Annotated in this window: 15 protein-coding genes; 10 read left to right on the forward strand and 5 right to left on the reverse strand. The window is 68.6% G+C overall.

The window, feature by feature from the left end; genetic code table 11:
• Nucleotides 1–202: 202 nt before the first annotated feature.
• The 6 genes from ACQHI0_RS06490 (at nt 203) to ACQHI0_RS06515 (ending at nt 9,044) form a co-directional block, all read left to right on the forward strand.
• Nucleotides 203–5,665: a carboxyl transferase domain-containing protein gene (locus ACQHI0_RS06490; RefSeq protein ID WP_427907009.1), complete on the forward strand. Its 5,463-nt coding sequence runs from the start codon at nt 203–205 to the stop codon at nt 5,663–5,665.
• 174 nt (nt 5,666–5,839) lie between these two features.
• Complete coding sequence (locus ACQHI0_RS06495; RefSeq protein WP_427907010.1) at nt 5,840–6,793, forward strand: Acg family FMN-binding oxidoreductase; 954 nt, start codon at nt 5,840–5,842, stop codon at nt 6,791–6,793.
• 66 nt (nt 6,794–6,859) lie between these two features.
• Entirely contained in the window at nt 6,860–7,150 is a 291-nt protein-coding gene (locus ACQHI0_RS06500; RefSeq protein ID WP_427907011.1) for a hypothetical protein, read from the forward strand.
• A gap of 1 nt (nt 7,151) precedes the next feature.
• Nucleotides 7,152–7,826 (forward strand): HemK2/MTQ2 family protein methyltransferase, encoded by a 675-nt coding sequence (locus ACQHI0_RS06505; protein ID WP_427907012.1) that lies wholly within the window; start codon nt 7,152–7,154, stop codon nt 7,824–7,826.
• The gene (locus ACQHI0_RS06510; protein WP_427907013.1) at nt 7,783–8,049 is read left to right on the forward strand and encodes a CDGSH iron-sulfur domain-containing protein; all 267 of its coding nucleotides are present in this window, start codon (nt 7,783–7,785) and stop codon (nt 8,047–8,049) included. The genes ACQHI0_RS06505 and ACQHI0_RS06510 overlap by 44 nt, the downstream gene beginning before the upstream one ends.
• The gene (locus ACQHI0_RS06515; RefSeq protein ID WP_427907014.1) at nt 8,049–9,044 is read left to right on the forward strand and encodes an iron-containing redox enzyme family protein; all 996 of its coding nucleotides are present in this window, start codon (nt 8,049–8,051) and stop codon (nt 9,042–9,044) included. Before ACQHI0_RS06510 ends, ACQHI0_RS06515 begins: the two co-directional genes overlap by 1 nt.
• Here ACQHI0_RS06515 and ACQHI0_RS06520 read toward each other — a convergent pair.
• The 4 genes from ACQHI0_RS06520 to ACQHI0_RS06535 all read right to left on the reverse strand — a co-directional run bounded on the left by ACQHI0_RS06520 (nt 9,019) and on the right by ACQHI0_RS06535 (nt 11,453).
• A complete protein-coding gene (locus ACQHI0_RS06520; RefSeq protein WP_427907015.1) occupies nt 9,019–9,447 on the reverse strand; it encodes an anti-sigma factor in 429 nt (142 codons plus the stop codon). The two genes, ACQHI0_RS06515 and ACQHI0_RS06520, sit on opposite strands and share 26 nt — an antisense overlap.
• Before the next feature lie 75 nt (nt 9,448–9,522).
• Entirely contained in the window at nt 9,523–9,942 is a 420-nt protein-coding gene (locus ACQHI0_RS06525) for an STAS domain-containing protein (RefSeq protein ID WP_427907016.1), read from the reverse strand.
• Nucleotides 9,943–10,081: 139 nt separating this feature from the next.
• Entirely contained in the window at nt 10,082–10,918 is an 837-nt protein-coding gene (locus ACQHI0_RS06530; protein ID WP_427907017.1) for an RNA polymerase sigma factor SigF, read from the reverse strand.
• A gap of 97 nt (nt 10,919–11,015) precedes the next feature.
• On the reverse strand, nt 11,016–11,453 hold the full coding sequence (locus tag ACQHI0_RS06535; protein ID WP_427907018.1) for an anti-sigma factor: 438 nt from the start codon (nt 11,451–11,453) through the stop codon (nt 11,016–11,018).
• 300 nt (nt 11,454–11,753) lie between these two features.
• Here ACQHI0_RS06535 and ACQHI0_RS06540 point away from each other — a divergent pair, with 300 nt between their 5' ends.
• The 3 genes from ACQHI0_RS06540 (at nt 11,754) to ACQHI0_RS06550 (ending at nt 15,939) form a co-directional block, all read left to right on the forward strand.
• On the forward strand, nt 11,754–13,901 hold the full coding sequence (locus tag ACQHI0_RS06540) for a catalase (protein ID WP_427907019.1): 2,148 nt from the start codon (nt 11,754–11,756) through the stop codon (nt 13,899–13,901).
• 163 nt (nt 13,902–14,064) lie between these two features.
• Nucleotides 14,065–14,439, forward strand: a complete 375-nt coding sequence (locus ACQHI0_RS06545) for a hypothetical protein (RefSeq protein WP_427907020.1) — start codon at nt 14,065–14,067, stop codon at nt 14,437–14,439.
• A gap of 36 nt (nt 14,440–14,475) precedes the next feature.
• Nucleotides 14,476–15,939 (forward strand): aminotransferase class I/II-fold pyridoxal phosphate-dependent enzyme, encoded by a 1,464-nt coding sequence (locus ACQHI0_RS06550; protein WP_427907021.1) that lies wholly within the window; start codon nt 14,476–14,478, stop codon nt 15,937–15,939.
• 4 nt (nt 15,940–15,943) lie between these two features.
• Here the strand turns inward: ACQHI0_RS06550 and ACQHI0_RS06555 are convergent, their stop codons facing one another.
• On the reverse strand, nt 15,944–16,630 hold the full coding sequence (locus tag ACQHI0_RS06555; protein ID WP_427907022.1) for a PAS and ANTAR domain-containing protein: 687 nt from the start codon (nt 16,628–16,630) through the stop codon (nt 15,944–15,946).
• Between the two features lie 123 nt (nt 16,631–16,753).
• Between ACQHI0_RS06555 and ACQHI0_RS06560 the strand changes: the two genes are divergently transcribed.
• Nucleotides 16,754–16,927, forward strand: coding sequence for a CsbD family protein (locus ACQHI0_RS06560; RefSeq protein WP_379328614.1), 174 nt, complete (start codon nt 16,754–16,756; stop codon nt 16,925–16,927).
• The last annotated feature ends 56 nt before the right edge of the window (nt 16,928–16,983 follow it).

Here is a 16,983-nt window from a genome sequence, read left to right on the forward strand (position 1 = left end):
GCCGCTGGACATCTCGGCGTCTTCCACCGCTCGTGTTCGTCGGGTTGTATGGTGCTCGGCGGCCGCTCGTGACTTGGCTACGTGCCGGTAACCCGCGCACGGTGCTTGTATATGGGGCACGGGGGTGCAGACTGCGCACGGACCGGGAGTTGCAAACCTCACCCGCAGGACGATGTCCTGGGTAAATGGAAGGAGTCGGCGAGTGTTCAGCCGTATCGCCATCGTGAATCGGGGCGAGGCCGCCATGCGCCTCATCCACGCCGTCCGTGATCTGGCGGCGGCGACCGGGCTACCGATCGAAACGGTCGCCTTGCACACCGACGTCGACCGGAATGCCACCTTCGTCCGGGAAGCCGATATCGCCTACGACCTCGGTCCGGCGTCGGCACGCCCGTACCTGGATCTCAAGGCGCTCGAGAAGGCCCTCGTCACCACCAAGGCCGACGCGGCCTGGGTCGGCTGGGGCTTCGTCGCCGAGGATCCCGCGTTCGCGGAGCTGTGCGACCACATCGGCGTCACGTTCGTCGGGCCGAGCGCCGAGGCCATGCGCAAGCTCGGTGACAAGATCGGCGCCAAGCTGATCGCCGAGGAAGTCGGCGTGCCGGTCGCACCGTGGAGCCGGGGCGCGGTCGACACCGTCGAAGACGCCATCGAAGCGGCCACCCGGATCGGCTACCCGCTGATGCTCAAGGCCACCGCCGGTGGTGGCGGTCGCGGCATCCGCGTGATCACCGACGAAGCCGAACTCGTCGACGCCTACGAGCGCACCAAGCAGGAAGCCGCCCGCGCCTTCGGCAGCGGCGTCGTGTTCCTGGAGCGTCTGGTCACGGGCGCCCGGCACGTCGAGGTCCAGGTCATCGCCGACGGTCAGGGCACCGCGTGGGCGCTGGGCGTACGCGACTGCTCGGTGCAGCGACGCAATCAGAAGGTGATCGAGGAATCCTCCTCTCCCGTGCTGAGTGCCGAGCAGACCGCCGAACTCAAGGGTTCCGCCGAGCGCCTGGCGATCGCCGTCGGGTACTGCGGCGCGGCGACCGTGGAGTTCCTCTACCACCCCGGTGACCAGCTGTTCGCGTTCCTCGAGGTCAACACCCGGCTGCAGGTCGAGCACCCGATCACCGAGCTCACCACCGGTTTCGACCTGGTGCACGCGCAGCTGCGGGTGGCGTCGGGTCACAAGCTCGAAGGTGAGCCGCCCGCCGAGCGCGGACACGCCATCGAAGCCCGCCTCAACGCCGAAGACCCCGATCGCGACTTCGCGCCCGCCCCCGGCCGCATCGTGCGCCTCGACCTGCCCGCGGGCCCCGGCATCCGCGTCGACACCGGCGTCAGCGAGGGCGACACGATCCCCGCCGACTTCGACTCGATGATCGCCAAGATCATCGCCTACGGCCACGACCGCGACGAAGCGCTCGGGCGACTGCGCCGGGCCATGGCCCAGACCCGGGTCGTCATCGCGGGCGGTGCGACGAACAAGAGCTTCGTGCTCGACCTCCTCGACCAGCCCGAGGTCATCGACGCCAGCGCCGATACCGGCTGGATCGACCGGGTGCGCGGCGAAGGCCGCCTGGTGACCCATCGTCACTCCACCATCGCGCTCGCCGTGGCCGCGATCGACGCCTACGAGGAAGACGAGCGGGTCGAACGGCATCGACTGCTGTCGACCGCGTCCGGCGGACGCCCGCAGGTGCAGCACGAATCGGGGCGGCCCCTCGACCTGAAACTGCGCGGCGCGGGGTATCGCGTGCGCGTCGCCAGGATCGGTGCGCACCGGTTCCGCGTGGGTATCGAGGCCGGTGGCGACCTGCGTACCGCCGATGTCGACCTCGAGCGTTTCGACGACCACACCGGCCAGATCATCGTCAACGGCACCCGCTACCGCCTGATCACCGGCACGCACGGACCCACCCACGTGGTCGACGTGGACGGGGTGACCCACCGGATCAGCCGCGACGAAGGCGGCGTCGTCCGCTCGCCCGCACCCGCGCTGGTCGTCGGCACGCCCCTCGAGGTCGGCGCCGAGGTCGAGGCCGGTGCGCCGGTACTCGTGCTCGAGAGCATGAAGATGGAAACGGTGCTGCGCGCACCCTTCCGGGCCAGGCTGAAGGAATGCGCGGTCTCCGTCGGCACCCAGGTCGAGGCGGGCGCGCCGCTGCTGCGGCTCGAGCCGCTCGCCGACGACGACGAAGCCGCCGAAACCGTGACCAGCGGCACCGTCGAACTCGATCTGCCCAACGCGGCAACACCTTTGGGCGCACACGAGCGGGTGACCCGCGGCCTGCAGGACCTGAGTAGCCTGCTGCTCGGCTTCGACGTCGACCCGCACGACGAACGTCGCGTCCTCGACGACTACCTCGCGGCCCGCCGGGAAGCCGTAGCTGACAGCCTGCGCCCGCTCGCCGAAGAGCTCGAACTGGTGCAGATGTTCGCCGACCTCGCCGAACTGAGCCACAACCGGTCGGCCGACGACGATCACGGCCAAGGACACGTCCACAGCGCCCGCGAGTACTTCCACACCTACCTGCAGAGTCTCGACGTCGAACGGGCCGGGCTGCCTGAGTCGTACCAGGCCAAACTCGGTACCGCGCTGCGCCACTACGGGATCACCGAGCTGGACCGGACGCCCGACCTCGAAGCGGCGGTCTTCCGGATCTTCCTCGCGCAGCAGCGTCCCACCGACACCGTCACCGTCGTCGCCGCGCTGCTGCGCGAATGGCTGACCGAGCCGATGCCCGACCAGGTGCTGCGCGAACCCGTCGGTCTGGCGCTCGAGCGCCTCGTCGCGGCGACGCAGGTGCGTTTCCCGGTGATCGCCGACCTCGCCCGCGGCCTGGTCTACGCCTGGTACGGCCAGCCGCTGCTGCGTCGCAACCGCGCTCGCGTGTACACCAACGTCCGCAAGCACCTGAGCTACCTGGACGCGAACCCGCAGGCCGACGATCGCGGCGCGCGGATCGCCGAGATGGTGCGCAGCACCGAACCGCTGGTGCGGCTGCTCGGCCAGCGGCTCGAGCGTGACAAGCCCGACCACACCCCGATGCTCGAGGTGCTGACGCGGCGCTACTACGGCAACAAGGGCCTCACCGGTGTCCGCACCGAACAGGTCGGTGACACCACCTTCGTCGTCGCCGAACGCTACGGTTCGACGCTGGTGTCGACCGCCGTGAGTTTCGACAAGCTCGATTCCGCACTCGACGGTCTGGCCGAATTGGCCACCGGCGCGGTCTCCATCGACGCCGACATCTACCTCAGCTGGGAAGCGCAGCCCGAGGACTTCGACGCGATGGCCGCGGCGCTGCAGGATGTGCTCGGCGCGCATCCGGTGCCGAAGCAGGTGCACCGGATCACCGCCACCGTCGCCGGCAGCGGCGGCTCGGTCATGCACCACCACTTCACCTTCCGTCCGTCGGTGACCGGGATGGCCGAGGAGCGCTTGATCCGCGGTCTGCACCCCTACATCGCGCAGCGGATGCAGCTGGAACGGTTGCGCAAGTTCGACCTCACCCGCTTGCCGTCCTCGGACGAAGAGGTCTACCTGTTCCGCGGCGTGGCCAAGGAGAACCCGTCCGACGAGCGTCTCATCGCCTTCGCCCAGGTCCGTGACCTCGCGGCGCTGCGCGACCACGACGGCCGCCTGGTGGCGCTGCCCACCGCCGAGAGCGCCATCGCCACCTGCGTCGACTCGATCCGTCGAGCCCAGTCGCGGTTCCCCTCGGCCAAGCGGCTCAACACCAACCGCATCGTGATGTACATCTGGCCGCACATGGACGTCACTCGCGCGGAGCTCGAGACCATCGGGGGCCACGTGCTGCCGACGGCCGCGGGTGCGGGGCTCGAGGAGATTCTGCTCATCGCACGTCAGCGTGATCCCGAGACCGGCGAGCTGACCAAGGTCGGCGTGCGCATCACGTTCCGCCCCGACGGTGGATCCGATGTGACGGTCGGCGAACGGACCGACGAACCCGTCGAGCCGTTGGACGAATACCGGCAGAAAGTGCTGCGCGCCGCGGCTCGCAACACCGTGTACCCGTACGAATTGACCGCTCTCCTCGGTGATTTCGCCGAGTACGACCTCGATGCCGAGCATGCGCTGGTGCCGGTCGAGCGGCCGAAGGGGCACAACAAGGCGGCGATCGTCGCCGGTGTGGTGACCACGCCGACCGTGCAGCATCCGCAGGGTGTCACCCGTGTGCTGCTGCTCGGTGATCCCACCAAGTCCCTCGGCGCGCTCTCGGAGCCGGAATGCCGTCGCGTGATCGCCGCGCTGGATCTGGCCGAGAGCCTGCGGGTGCCGCTCGAGTGGTACGCGCTGTCCTCGGGCGCGCGGATCTCGATGGCGTCGGGTACCGAGAACATGGACTGGGTCGCGGCCGCGCTCAAGCGGATCGTCGAATTCACCCAGGGTGGTGGCGAGATCAACATCGTCGTCGCGGGCATCAATGTCGGCGCGCAGCCGTACTGGAATGCCGAGGCCACGATGCTCATGCACACCAAGGGCGTGCTGGTGATGACCCCGGATTCGGCCATGGTGCTGACCGGAAAGCAGTCGCTGGACTTCTCCGGTGGTGTCTCGGCCGAGGACAACTTCGGCATCGGCGGCTACGACCGGGTGATGGGCCCGAACGGTCAGGCGCAGTACTGGGCGCCGAACCTGACCGCCGCGCGCGACGTCCTCATGGCGCATTACGAGCACACCTACATCGCCCCCGGTGAGCTGGCGCCGCGTCGCGCGGAGACCACCGACCCCGTCGACCGCGATATCTCCAGCTTCCCGCATGTGTTGGCGGACAGCACCTTTGCCACCGTCGGTGAGATCTTCTCCGCGGCCGCCAACCCGGATCGCAAGAAGCCCTTCGATATTCGCACCGTGATGCACTCGCTCGCCGACCAGGACCACGCCGTCCTGGAACGGTGGGCGGGCATGGCCGATGCCGAGACCGCGGTCGTGCACGACGCGCACCTCGGCGGAATCCCGGTGTGCCTGTTGGGCATCGAGTCACGCAATGTGGCCCGGCGCGGTTTCCCGTCCACCGACGGACCCGACACCTACACCGCGGGCACGCTGTTCCCGCGTTCGTCGAAGAAGGCCGCGCGGGCCATCAACGCGGCCAGCGGCAACCGGCCGCTGGTGGTGTTGGCCAACCTGTCCGGCTTCGACGGCTCGCCCGAGTCGATGCGCAAGCTGCAGCTCGAGTACGGCGCCGAAATCGGCCGCGCCATCGTGAATTTCGACGGCCCCATTGTGTTCTGCGTGATCTCGCGCTACCACGGTGGTGCGTTCGTGGTGTTCTCGAAGGCGTTGAACCCGAACATGACGGTGCTCGCGCTGGAAGGTTCGTTCGCCTCGGTGCTCGGTGGCGCGCCTGCCGCCGCGGTGGTGTTCGCCGGTGAGGTGAAGTCGAGGACCGCCGCCGATCCGCGCGTGCGCGAACTGGAGAGCCGGGTGGCGAACGCGGTCGGCACCGACCGCGCCACGTTGAGCGCCGAACTCGACGAGACGCGCTCGTCGGTGCGTGCGGAGAAGCTGGGCGACGTGGCCGCGGAGTTCGACCGTGTCCACAACATCCAGCGCGCCGTCGAGGTCGGTTCGGTGGACGCCATCGTCAGCGTCGCGGATCTGCGTCCGCGGATCATCGCCGCGATCGAGGCTCGACTGCCCGCGTAATCACGACCCCCACGGACCGGGCCCGGCGACTTCGCCGGGCCCGTTCTGCTGTCTGTCGGGATCAAAGCCCCAGGTCAGGGTGTTCCCGCTCACAGCGGCCGCGCATATACCCTGGAAGCGTCGCATCACATCCGCAGAGTTGGCGACCTGCACGGGAAGGGAGACCGGTCGGACATGCCGAGCATCGCAATATGCCGAGACGCGCTGGAATTGGCAGTGCGCGCCCCCTCGGTCCACAACACCCAACCGTGGCGATGGCGGATCCAGCCGGGCCGGGTCGACCTGTTCGCCGACTTCGGCCGTCAGGTCACCGAGACCGACCCCAAGGCGCGCGCCCTGCTGGTGAGTTGCGGCGCCGCGCTGCATCACCTCGAAGTGGCGTTCGCCATGCTGGGCTGGCAGGCCCACATCGATCGGCTGCCCGATCCGCAACGCCCCGACCATCTCGCGACGGTGCGGTTCACGCCGCGTCCGCCGTCGGATCTCGACATCCGGCTGGCGGCCGCCATCCACCTGCGGCAATCCGATCGGCGCCGCTATCCCGGCGTGCCGGTACCCGCGCGGGATCTGCGCGCGGTGTCACGGTGCGCCTCCCGGTTCGGGGCCGCTGCGCGCCACGTCCCCGACCGCATGCTCTCGCACCTGGCTGCCCCCATGCGCCGCGCCGCCGCCAGGCATGCGACCGATACCCGCTATCTGGCGGAACTGGAGCAGTGGAGCGGCTGCCACGGCGCACCGAACGGGGTGCCCGCCCGCAACGCGCCTGCCGCTCGGTCCTCGGACGAACTGCCGGTGCGGGTCTTCGCCGACGCGGAACTGGCCGAATACACCGACGAACCCGACTCGGCGCACTGGCTCGTCGTGTGTACCCCGAACGACAATGAGCTCTCCCAGCTCGGCGCGGGCCAGGCGACGAGCGCGATGCTGCTGCAGGCCACCTACCTCGGCCTGGCGACCAGCCTGCAATCCGAACCGCTGGGAATGCTCGACCTGCGCGAGCAGATCCGCACCACGGTCCTGCAGGAGTGTGCTTTTCCCCACGTCATGATCAGGCTCGGGGTCATGCCCCATGCCGCGGCGCCGCTGGAATCCACCCCGCGCCGGCCGGTGGGCGAGGTCATCGACTGATTGCCTCGCCGGTTTGCGGGCATGTCCACGACAGGGCGATGACGTCCGTCGAAAGGAGCGTGCGCGATGAATCAGTCAGAGAAGCAGTTTCCCGATGACGCTCGGACCACTCGATCCCATGCGGGGGAGTCGATCAGAGACACCCGGAACTGGCCCGGATTGATCCTTGTCGGGGTCGGGTTGGTGCTGGTCGGCCTCACCCTCACCGCAGCCGGTTACGGCTTCGCGGGCTGGGCCGTGATCGCGGGTGTGGCCTGCGGCGTGTGCCTGGTGGTCGGCATCGGGCTCGTGATCGCGGAGCACCGGCGGGTGAAGGCGCAGGAGGATCTGGCCCTCGGCGACCCGCGGGGGCACTGACGTGGTGGTCATCCGGGCACCGCGCGTCTACCGGCCGCAGTCCGATACCTGGCTGCTGGCCCGTGCGCTGCACGAGGTGCCGGCGCTGCGTGGCGGCCGGGTACTCGACGTCTGCGCGGGTTCCGGCGCGCTCACCGTGGCCGCGGCCACGGCGGGCGCGGGCAGCCTGACCGCGGTCGATCTGTCCTGGTCGGCGTTGATGTCGACCTGGATGAACTGTCGGCTGCGGGGGATCGCGGTGGAATTGCTGCACGGCGATTTCGCGTCGGCGCTACGGTTGCCGCGTTTCGATGTGGTGGTCGCGAATCCGCCGTACGTTCCCGCCGAGCAAGTGGCCGGGCGCGGTGCCGCGCTGGCGTGGGACGCGGGCCCGGATGGTCGCAGCGTGCTCGATCGGCTGTGCGCGATGCTGCCGGACCTCCTCACCGAACGTGGCGTCGGGTTGATCGTGCATTCGGCGGTCAGCGATCCACAGCGCAGCTTGAGCCAGTTGCGCGGGCTCGGAGCGAATGCGCAGGTGGTGGCAACCGGAACGGTGCCGTTCGGGCCGGTGATGCGGGCCCGTGCCGGATGGCTCGCCGCGAACGGCTTCATCAGGGCCGGTCAGTGCGATGAGGAACTGGTGGTGATCCGTGTCGACCGAACATCGTCTCCCGTCGTCGCCGACCCTGCCTGAGCCGGCCCGACCCGGGCCGACGCGGCCTGAGCCGCGTCGCGTCGTCCTGACCGAGGATGGACCCGCGCTCATCGACGGTCCTGTCGAATTGGTCACCGCCGACGGTGCGGTTCTGCACTGCGACCGCTTCGTGGTGGCGCTGTGTCTGTGCCGCCGTTCGAGCACCTATCCACTGTGCGACACCAGCCACCGGCGCCGACATCGTGTGCGGAGTGCCGACTGATGCCGCTTCGACCATTGCCGCAACCGCGTGGCGAACTGTCCGCCGCGGTCATCGAATCGCTCACGCGCTCACCAGGTTCGGTGGTGCCCGCTGCTCCCGAACTCGACCCTTATGGCGAGGATCTCCAGCTCGCTCTGCACACCTGCTACGAACTCCACTACCAGGGTTTCGCGGGTATCGACGAGAACTGGGAATGGGATCCGGACTTGCTGCGCCTACGCCGCGATCTGGAAAACCAGTTCCGCGCGGCCCTGCACGCCGACGTCGCGGGCGGCGACGACGTCGACGAAGAACTCGACCGCTTGCTCGAACCCACCAGCGACGCCGACGGCGTCGCCGGCTTCCTGGCCGAGCGGGGGACCCCCGACCAGCTGCGCGAGTACTTCGTCCACCGTTCGATCTACCACCACATCGAGGCCGACCCCTATGCCTGGGTGATCCCGCGCCTGCGCGGACAGGCGAAGGCGTCGCTGGTCGCCGTGGAATTCGACGAGTTCGGCGGTGGCCGCGGCGAACGCGTGCACGCACAGCTGTTCGCCGATCTGCTTTCCGGCGCCGACCTCGATCCGCGATATCTGCACTACCTCGACGTAGTGCCCGTACCGATGCTCGCGCTGGTGGACATGATGTCGCTGTTCGGCCTGCACCGCGGCCTGCGCGGCGCGCTGGTCGGGCATTTCGCCACCGCCGAGATCACCTCGTCCCCGGCGTCGCGCCGCCTGGCCGAACTCGCGCGCACACTGCTCCCGCACCCCGCGTGCGCGCACTTCTACACCGAGCACGTCGAAGCCGACGCCGTCCACGAACAGGTGATGCGCCGCGATGTCATCGCAGGTCTGCTGGCTGGCGAATCTGACCGAGCCCGGTCGATCGTGTTCGGCATCCAGGCGACGAACCTGCTGGAAGATCGTTTCGCCGAGCACGTCCTGCGGTGCTGGAACGAGAACCGCGGTTCACTGCGCGAGCCGATCAGTGCACTCGCCGCACCTGCGTGAAGGTGATGGCAACCGGGTAGCCGCCCTGTCCGCGGTCGTAGGGATCGTGGTCGGTGACAAGGTGATCGGTGATCGAACCCATCACATTCCAGCCGAACCCCGTCGTATCGATCGGTTCGGTGTCGCCGCAGACGCCGCGCACGCTGATCCGGATCCGGAATCCGTCGGCGTTCACGTCGCAATGGAGCTGGGAATCGGGCACCGCGCCGAGGACCAGGCAGGTTGCCGCTTCGTCGAGCGCGACTCGGGTGTCGGCCACTTCGTCGACCGTGAAACCCGCGATCAGGGCGACGGTTTCGGCGACAGCGCGGAGCATGACGATCTGTCCCAGGTCGGCGTCGATCTGGATGTGGATCGCTGTCGCGTGTTCGGAGTCGGTGATGATCCGGTCGCTCGAATCCACGATGTCCTCCTCCCTGGCGTGCGCTGGAGTGGGCTTCATCGAGCGCTTACCCACGATCGGGGGGAGCGAAACAGGTCAGTGGCAGGGTTGCGATCCGGAGGCCTCGTCGATGGACAGGTAGTACCGGAACAGCGGCCGCACGCCGACCAGATCCAAGGCCCGCTCCACTTCGCGGGGGCCGGTGAGCAGGCGGATATCGACCCTGCGTGCCCACGCGTCAGCCTTGGCGGTGCCGAGCATCGCCGCGACCCGGATGCTCAGGAACTCGGTATCGCGCAGATCGAGGATGACCACCCGCGCCCCGGAATGCACCGAGCGGTCGAGCAGCGCGCGGAATCGGGGCATCCGTGCCGCGTCGAGTTCGATTCCGGCGTGCAGTACCCAGCAGCCGGGTCGTCCGGGGTCGCGCAGCGCCAACTCGGCTGCGGCGTGTGCGGAGGACCCGCGATACCAGCGCAGCCGGCTCGAGTGCCGACGATCCATGACGACAGACATTCAGACCTCCTGTGCGACAGGGCTTTTCCGGTTCGCACTACCGAAGGCCAGTGGCCGACAGGCAATGTGCGGTGCACGAGAACCGGGGTCGGCTGGAGGTCTCAACCTAGGACAATTCTGGCACGTGGCGGCGCTGCTGTCACTGCGTCGGCGTCGGCTCGGCGAGTGCCTGCTCACGCAGCAACGCCAGGGTCCGCGACAGGATCCGCGAGACCTGCATCTGCGAGACGCCGAGCTCGCCGGCGATCTCGCCCTGGGTCTTGGACTCGTAGAAGCGCATGATCAAAACCCGCCGTTCCTCGGCGGGCAGCGCGGCGATCAGCGGGCGCACCGCCATCGCGTCCTCGGTGAGCTGGTAGCACGGTTCGTCCGAGCCGAGCGTGTCGGTGATCGCCTGGGTGGAGTTGTCGCGGCCGTCATGGGTGACACCGTCGATGGAGTTGGTCTGGTAGCCGTTGCCCGCCACCAGCGTGCGAGTGACCTCGACCAGGTCCACCTCGAGCTCGTCGGCGAGTTCGCGTGCGTTGGGCAGCCTGCCGAGCCGCTGCGACAGCTCCTCGGTGGCGGGGCCGATCCTGAGCTGGATCTCCTTGAGCCGTCGCGGTACCCGCACCGCCCACGTGCGATCACGGAAGTGCCTGCGCACCTCGCCCATGATGGTCGGGATCGCGAAGGACAGGAAGGAGGAGCCGCGGGTGACGTCGTAGCGATCGACGGCCAGCACCAGCCCGACCCTGGCGGTCTGCTCGAGGTCGTCGAATTGCTCGCCCCGGCCGTTGAACTTGCGCGCGATGTGATCGGCGAGCGGCAGGCACAGTTCGATGACCTGCCCGCGCAGCGCGTCGTGGTGCTCGTCGCCCGGTTGCAGTGCGCGCAGCTTCTCGAACCACGGTTCGATGTTGTCGTAGCTGTCGCCGCGCGAGTGGGATCGCCGGGCGGTCGGATGTTCGGCTGCTGTCGTTGATTCCCATGTCATCGCTACTTGCCTCACTTCCAGGCGGTTGCAGATGTGTTCATGGGGTACCCACCGGGACCCGGGGCTATGCCCTACCTATGAGGCTAGCGCTCTATGGTCACGACTCGGACGGTCCGTGCAATCGCCGAATCCAGCCGAACTCGACGGTGGTCGGATAGCCGTCCCTGACCGGGTCGAAGCCGGCGTAGTCGGTGCGAAGCGCGTCGGTCAGGGTCGCGACGACGTGCCAGCCGAAGGACTGCTCATCGACGGCGGCGGGCTCACGGGCGAGCGCGCTCACCCGGGCGCCGAGCGCGCCGTCGCCACCGGTGAACGAGCAATCGAGCTGGGTATCCGGCGTCGCGACCAGCATCAACGCGGTGGCGACTTCGTCGAGCGCCAGGAGCAGGTCGGTGACCTCGTCGAGCGCGAACCCACCGACGAGCAGCACGGTTTCCGCGAGCGCGTGCACCATGCTGAGCTGGTCGAGCTCGGCGGGCACCTGGAAGCCGACGGTCCGTGAGCGGGGAGCGATATCGCGATCTCGAGCTCGCACGCCACCTCCCCTCGTCCACCACCGTTGACCGGAGGTTACCCCGTAACCATCCGGTCACGCCTCAGACTCATTTCGGATCGTTACCCGTCGATTCCGGTTCCCCCGGCCGCCTGCCCCGGTTCTTGCGCATCACGAGAACCACGGCGACGAGGGCGACCAATGCCACGATCGCAAGTATCTCCATGGATGCCGCGTACCCCACGAATCGACCCTGAACCATTGTTTACCGCCCGAAGAACGCGGTAGTCCCCCGAGGACGCTGCTTGCGAACCGAGTGCGACGAAGGGACGACGAAATACCATGACCGCCCACGATATTCCGTCCGAGTTCACCCGTCCGCCGACTCCGCCCGACGAAGACCCGGCGACGCCGTGCGAACAGGCAGGCCCCGCACCCGACCAGGAAGGGCCCGCGCTGCGCAGTCCCACCGGCGCACCGATTCCCGGCGACGCGACCCAGCGCGCGCAGCAGGGCCCTCGGCTCACCACTCCGCAGGGCGCGGGCGTTGCCGACACCGATCACGCGCTCAAGGCGGGTCCGCGTGGCCCGACGCTGCTGCAGGACTTCCACCTGCGCGAGAAGATCACCCACTTCGATCACGAGCGCATCCCCGAGCGGGTCGTGCACGCGCGCGGCACCGCCGCGCACGGCGTATTCGTCGCCAATGGCGCCGCTGCGTCGCTGACCAGGGCGAAGTTCCTGGCCGCCGATGCCCGTACGCCGGTTTTCGTCCGGTTCTCCACCGTGCTCGGGTCACGGGGATCGGCCGACACGGTCCGCGACACCCGTGGTTTCGCGGTGAAGTTCTACACCGACGAAGGCGTCTATGACCTGGTCGGCAACAACATCCCGGTGTTCTTCATCCAGGAAGCGATCAAATTCCCCGATGTGATCCACGCCGGTAAACCGGAGCCGGACCGCGAGATCCCGCAGGCACAGTCCGCGCACGATACCTTCTGGGATTTCGTCACGCTGCATACCGAGGCGACGGCGCACACCTTCTGGAATATGTCGGATCGAGCGCTACCGCGTTCCTTGCGAATGATGGAGGGATTCGGTATCCACACCTTCCGGCTGGTCGCCGAAGACGGCACGACGAGCCTGGTGAAATTCCACTGGAAGCCGCGGCTGGGCGTGCATTCGATGCTGTGGGAGGAAACGCAGCTGACGGCCGGGTTCGATCCCGATTTCCATCGCCGGGATCTGGCCGACACGATCGCGGCGGGCATGCAACCGGAATGGGATTTCGGTGTGCAGGTATTCCCCGATACACCCGAACACCTCTTCGAGGGCATCGACCTGCTCGACCCGACCAAGATCGTTCCCGAGGAACTCGCGCCGGTGCAGACGATCGGCACGCTGCGGCTCACCGCGAATCCGGAGAACTTCTTCGCCGAAACCGAGCAGGTCGCGTTCTGTCCGACGCACCTGGTCCCCGGTATCGAGGTCACCGACGATCCGCTGCTGCAGGGCAGGCTGTTCTCTTACCTCGACACCCAGATCAGCCGCCTCGGCGGCCCGAACTTCACGCAGTTGCCGATCAATACACCGCACGCCGATGTCAACGACCTCTTCCGGGACGGCATGCACCAGGGCGCGGTGCACCCCGGCGTCGCTGCCTACAAACCGAATTCGCTGGGCGGTGGTTGTCCCTACGCGGCGAGTTTCGCCGCGGACGCCTATGTCGAATCGCCGACACCCATTCCGCCGCCGGCCGCGAAACTGCGGACGTCCGCCGACAGTGCGGGCTCGGTGTCGTTCGCCGACCACTACTCGCAGCCGCGCATGTTCTATCGCAGCCTGACCAGCGGCGAGCAGCAGCACCTGGCCGACGCGTTCGCGTTCGAACTGGGCAAGTGCCAGTCCGAGACCGTCCAGCAACGCGGTCTGCAGATGCTGGTCAATGTCGACGACGGGCTGGCCGACTACGTCGCGGGCCAACTCGGACTCGACAAGCCCGCTCCGACCGGCGAACCCGTTGATCTCGCGCCGAGTCCCGCGTTGTCACAGCGACACGGCAGTTTCCCGGTGGACGGGCGCACGGTGGCCGTGCTGGTGGACGACACCACCTCGGCCGACGCGGTGCGGGAGGTTTCGTCGGCCCTGGAAGCGGCGAAGGTCAGGCCGATGATGGTCGCGGCGCGCGGCGGTTCCGTCGGCGGTGTGCCGGTGGCACGGACTTTCGCCACGATGCGGTCGGTGGAGTTCGACGGTGCGCTGCTGCTGGCTGGCCCGACCGATCCGCGGGTCGACCTGCTCGTCGAGGAGATGTGGCGACACGGCAAGGCGATCGCCGCCATCGGCACCGCCGCAGCGGCGTTGCAGCGCAACAGCATCGACTCCGATGCCCCGGGCGTCACCGTCGCCGACGCCGTGGCGGCGACAAGCGGACTGCTCACCGGCTTGGGCGAGCATCGTGCGTGGGCCCGCATCGAAGCCGAGCACTGACCCGGTTTCGAGTCGACCGGCCCGGGCATTCCACCAGTGTGGCGATCGGCCGAGGAGCAGAAACGGCGCCGAAAACCCGGCCGGGCCACGCTTTTCGCTAGACGGTGTCGACACCGGAGTAGCTGGTCGAGCGCACCATCGCGACGCCAACGACGTCGTCGCGATGGGCGCCCGGCCCGCATCGCGGTTGCTGCGGACGCGCAGCGCCGGCAACCCCGCCGACGAGGAGGCGATGATGTTCGCGATCGAACTCACCGAGCCGAGCCCGGTGCCCGTACCGCCGGAGCCCGCGCCGCCGGGCCCCGCACCGGACCCGTTTCCGCCGGGTCCCGGCGATCCGGTGCCCACACCACCCTCGCCGCCCGGTCCGGATCCGGTGCCACCGCCGCCGATCCCGCCCGGCCCCGATCCGGTGCCCACACCGCCGTCGCCGCCGGGTCCCGGCGAGCCGCCCGCCCCTCCCGGTCCGGATCCGGTGCCGCCGCCGCCCATCCTTCGCGGTCACCGAGTGCTGACGGCTCCCGGACTCGCGCCCTAGCTGCCACCGCGACGCGGCGATCGAGGAGGCCGACCCATGGACCACAGCACCGCCCCGCTCGTCGCCGCGGTCGCCGAATACCACGCACTCGGCCGCTACGGCTTCACTCCACCGGGACATCGCCAGGGCCGCGGTACCGACACCCGGGTCCTCACCGCGCTCGGCACCGACGCGTTCGCCGCCGACATCCTCGCCTCGCCCGGCCTCGACGACCGGCTAGCGCGCGGCGGCCAGCTGGGCGAGGCCGAAGAGCTCATGGCCGACGCGGTCGGTGCCGAGTCGGCGTTCTTCTCGACCTGCGGCAGTTCGCTGTCGGTCAAGGCGGCGATGATGGCGGTCGCGGGCGGTGACGACGGCGGTCTGCTGGTGGCGAGGGATTCACACAAATCGATCGTGGCCGGGTTGATCTTCTCCGGTGTCCGCCCGCACTGGATCACGCCGCGCTGGGACGCCGAGCGGCACTTCTCCCACCCGCCCTCGCCCGCCCAGGTCGAGCAGGCGTGGCGCGAAAACCCGCATGCCGCAGGCGCTTTGATCGTCAGCCCCAGTCCCTATGGCACCTGCGCCGACATCAGGGGAATCGCCGAGGTATGCCATGCGCGGGGCAAGCCGCTGATCGTCGACGAGGCGTGGGGCGCACATCTGCCCTTCCATCCCGACCTGCCCACCTGGGCAATGGATGTCGGCGCCGACGTGTGCGTGGTGAGCGTGCACAAGATGGGCATGGGTTTCGAGCAGGGCTCGGTGTTCCACGTGCAGGGCGATCTGGTCGACCCGAAGCGACTGAGCCGCTGCGCCGATCTGCTGATGACCACCAGCCCCAATGTCTTGATCTACGCGGCATTGGACGGCTGGCGACGTCAAATGGTCGAATTCGGCCACGACTTGCTCGGCGGCGCCTTGTCCCTGGCCCGGCGAGCCCGCGCCGATATCGACCAGATCAGCGGACTCGAGGTGATGCACGACGACCTGCTCGGCATCGAAGCCTCCCACGACCTGGACTTGCTGCAAGTCCTCGTCGATGTCTCGGCCACCGGTGCGAGCGGGTACCAGGCAGCGGATTGGTTGCGCACCCACCGTCGCCTCGACCTGGGGCTCAGTGACCATCGCCGCGTGCTGGCGACCCTGTCGCCCGCGGACGACTCCACGAGCGTGGACGCCCTCGTCGACGGGCTGGCCCTGTGGAGCGCCGGGCTGGGCGACCCGGCGCCGCACGACATCGACCTACCGAAACCCGAAGACCTGCAACTGGATACGGTGCTGCTGCCCCGCGACGCGTTCTTCGCCCGTACCGAAGCCGTGCCCGCCGCGCAATCGGTCGGCCGGATCGCGGCCGAACAACTCACCCCGTATCCGCCGGGTATCCCGGTGATCGTGCCGGGCGAACGGATCGACGCGGCGGTCGTGGACTATCTGCGCACGGGCATCGCCGCGGGCATGAACATCCCCGACGCCGACGATCCGCGGCTCGACACCATCCGGGTCGTCGCCACCCGCTGAACGGCTAGCCGACGGGGTCGGCCCGCACGCCCTCGTGCGCGGTCAGCAACACGTGGTCGAGTCGGGTGCGCAAGCGCACTTCGTCACCGGCGACGGTCGGCAACGCGGCTACGACCCGCTCCGCGATCGCGCGCAATTTGACGTTGGTCTCCTGTGACCGCCACCGCAGCACCCGGAACGCCTGATCGGCGCTGACACCATAGGCGAGCATCAACGCGCCCTTGGCCTGCTCGATCGTTACCCGCGCCTCCAGCAGTCCGGGCAGGGTGCTGTCGAGCGCCTCGCGCCGGTACTCGGCGGCGGTGTCGGACAGATCGATGTAGTAGCCCTCGGTGCCGATCACCGTCCCGTCCGCGTCGGTGAGCGGTTCCGACACCACCAGCACGTCGCGCACTCGTCCACGGGTGTCGATGATGCGGTGATGGCTGGAGAACGCGCCGCTGTCCTCGACCGAGGTGATCATCGCCGCGACCCGGTCGCGATCCTCAGGATGCTTGTGCGACAACAACATTTCGGTGGTCGGTACCGTGCCGGGCGGGTATCCGTGCATCCGCGCGACCTCGTCGGACCATTCCCATCGCCGGGTGGCGGACTGGAACCGGAAACGGCCGACCGTCAACGGGTCACCCACTCCGATCACGCGCTCGACCAGAGCGCGCTCTGTCATGGATACGTCGTCCCGTTCGGTCATGAACTGATTATTCACCCCCGTGCGAATCCTGTTTGTCCCTCGCGAGCCCGGGTAGGCCGTTGATGGGTCCCCAGGACGGCCCACGGCCGCTGATCCGGCCGACGAACGTCTGAAAGGAAGACCATGAGCATCGCTGACAAGGCGAAGAACAAGGCCGAAGAACTGGCGGGCAAGGCCAAGGAAGCCACCGGTCGCGCCACCGACGACCGTGACCTCGAGAACGAGGGTCGCGGCGAGCAGGCCAAGTCGAACCTGAAGGACGCAGGCGAGAAGGTCAAGGACGCGTTCCGCGACTGACCTGCCACACTTCGCCCGGGTCATCGGTCCGTCACGGGCCGATGACCCGCGCGCTC

The sequence above is a fragment of the Nocardia sp. FBN12 genome (genome assembly GCF_050320175.1).
Classification (GTDB): domain Bacteria; phylum Actinomycetota; class Actinomycetes; order Mycobacteriales; family Mycobacteriaceae; genus Nocardia.

Bases quoted from the DNA above. Each gene is read 5' to 3' on its own strand.
- ACQHI0_RS06555 (WP_427907022.1), bottom strand. From the start codon at position 16,630: ATGACCGAACGGGACGACGTATCCATGACAGAGCGCGCTCTGGTCGAG.
- ACQHI0_RS06545 (WP_427907020.1), top strand. From the start codon at position 14,065: ATGGGCGCCCGGCCCGCATCGCGGTTGCTGCGGACGCGCAGCGCCGGC.
- ACQHI0_RS06525 (WP_427907016.1), bottom strand. From the start codon at position 9,942: ATGTCTGTCGTCATGGATCGTCGGCACTCGAGCCGGCTGCGCTGGTAT.
- ACQHI0_RS06495 (WP_427907010.1), top strand. From the start codon at position 5,840: ATGCCGAGCATCGCAATATGCCGAGACGCGCTGGAATTGGCAGTGCGC.
- ACQHI0_RS06560 (WP_379328614.1), top strand. From the start codon at position 16,754: ATGAGCATCGCTGACAAGGCGAAGAACAAGGCCGAAGAACTGGCGGGC.
- ACQHI0_RS06500 (WP_427907011.1), top strand. From the start codon at position 6,860: ATGAATCAGTCAGAGAAGCAGTTTCCCGATGACGCTCGGACCACTCGA.
- ACQHI0_RS06530 (WP_427907017.1), bottom strand. From the start codon at position 10,918: ATGACATGGGAATCAACGACAGCAGCCGAACATCCGACCGCCCGGCGA.
- ACQHI0_RS06550 (WP_427907021.1), top strand. From the start codon at position 14,476: ATGGACCACAGCACCGCCCCGCTCGTCGCCGCGGTCGCCGAATACCAC.
- ACQHI0_RS06540 (WP_427907019.1), top strand. From the start codon at position 11,754: ATGACCGCCCACGATATTCCGTCCGAGTTCACCCGTCCGCCGACTCCG.
- ACQHI0_RS06515 (WP_427907014.1), top strand. From the start codon at position 8,049: ATGCCGCTTCGACCATTGCCGCAACCGCGTGGCGAACTGTCCGCCGCG.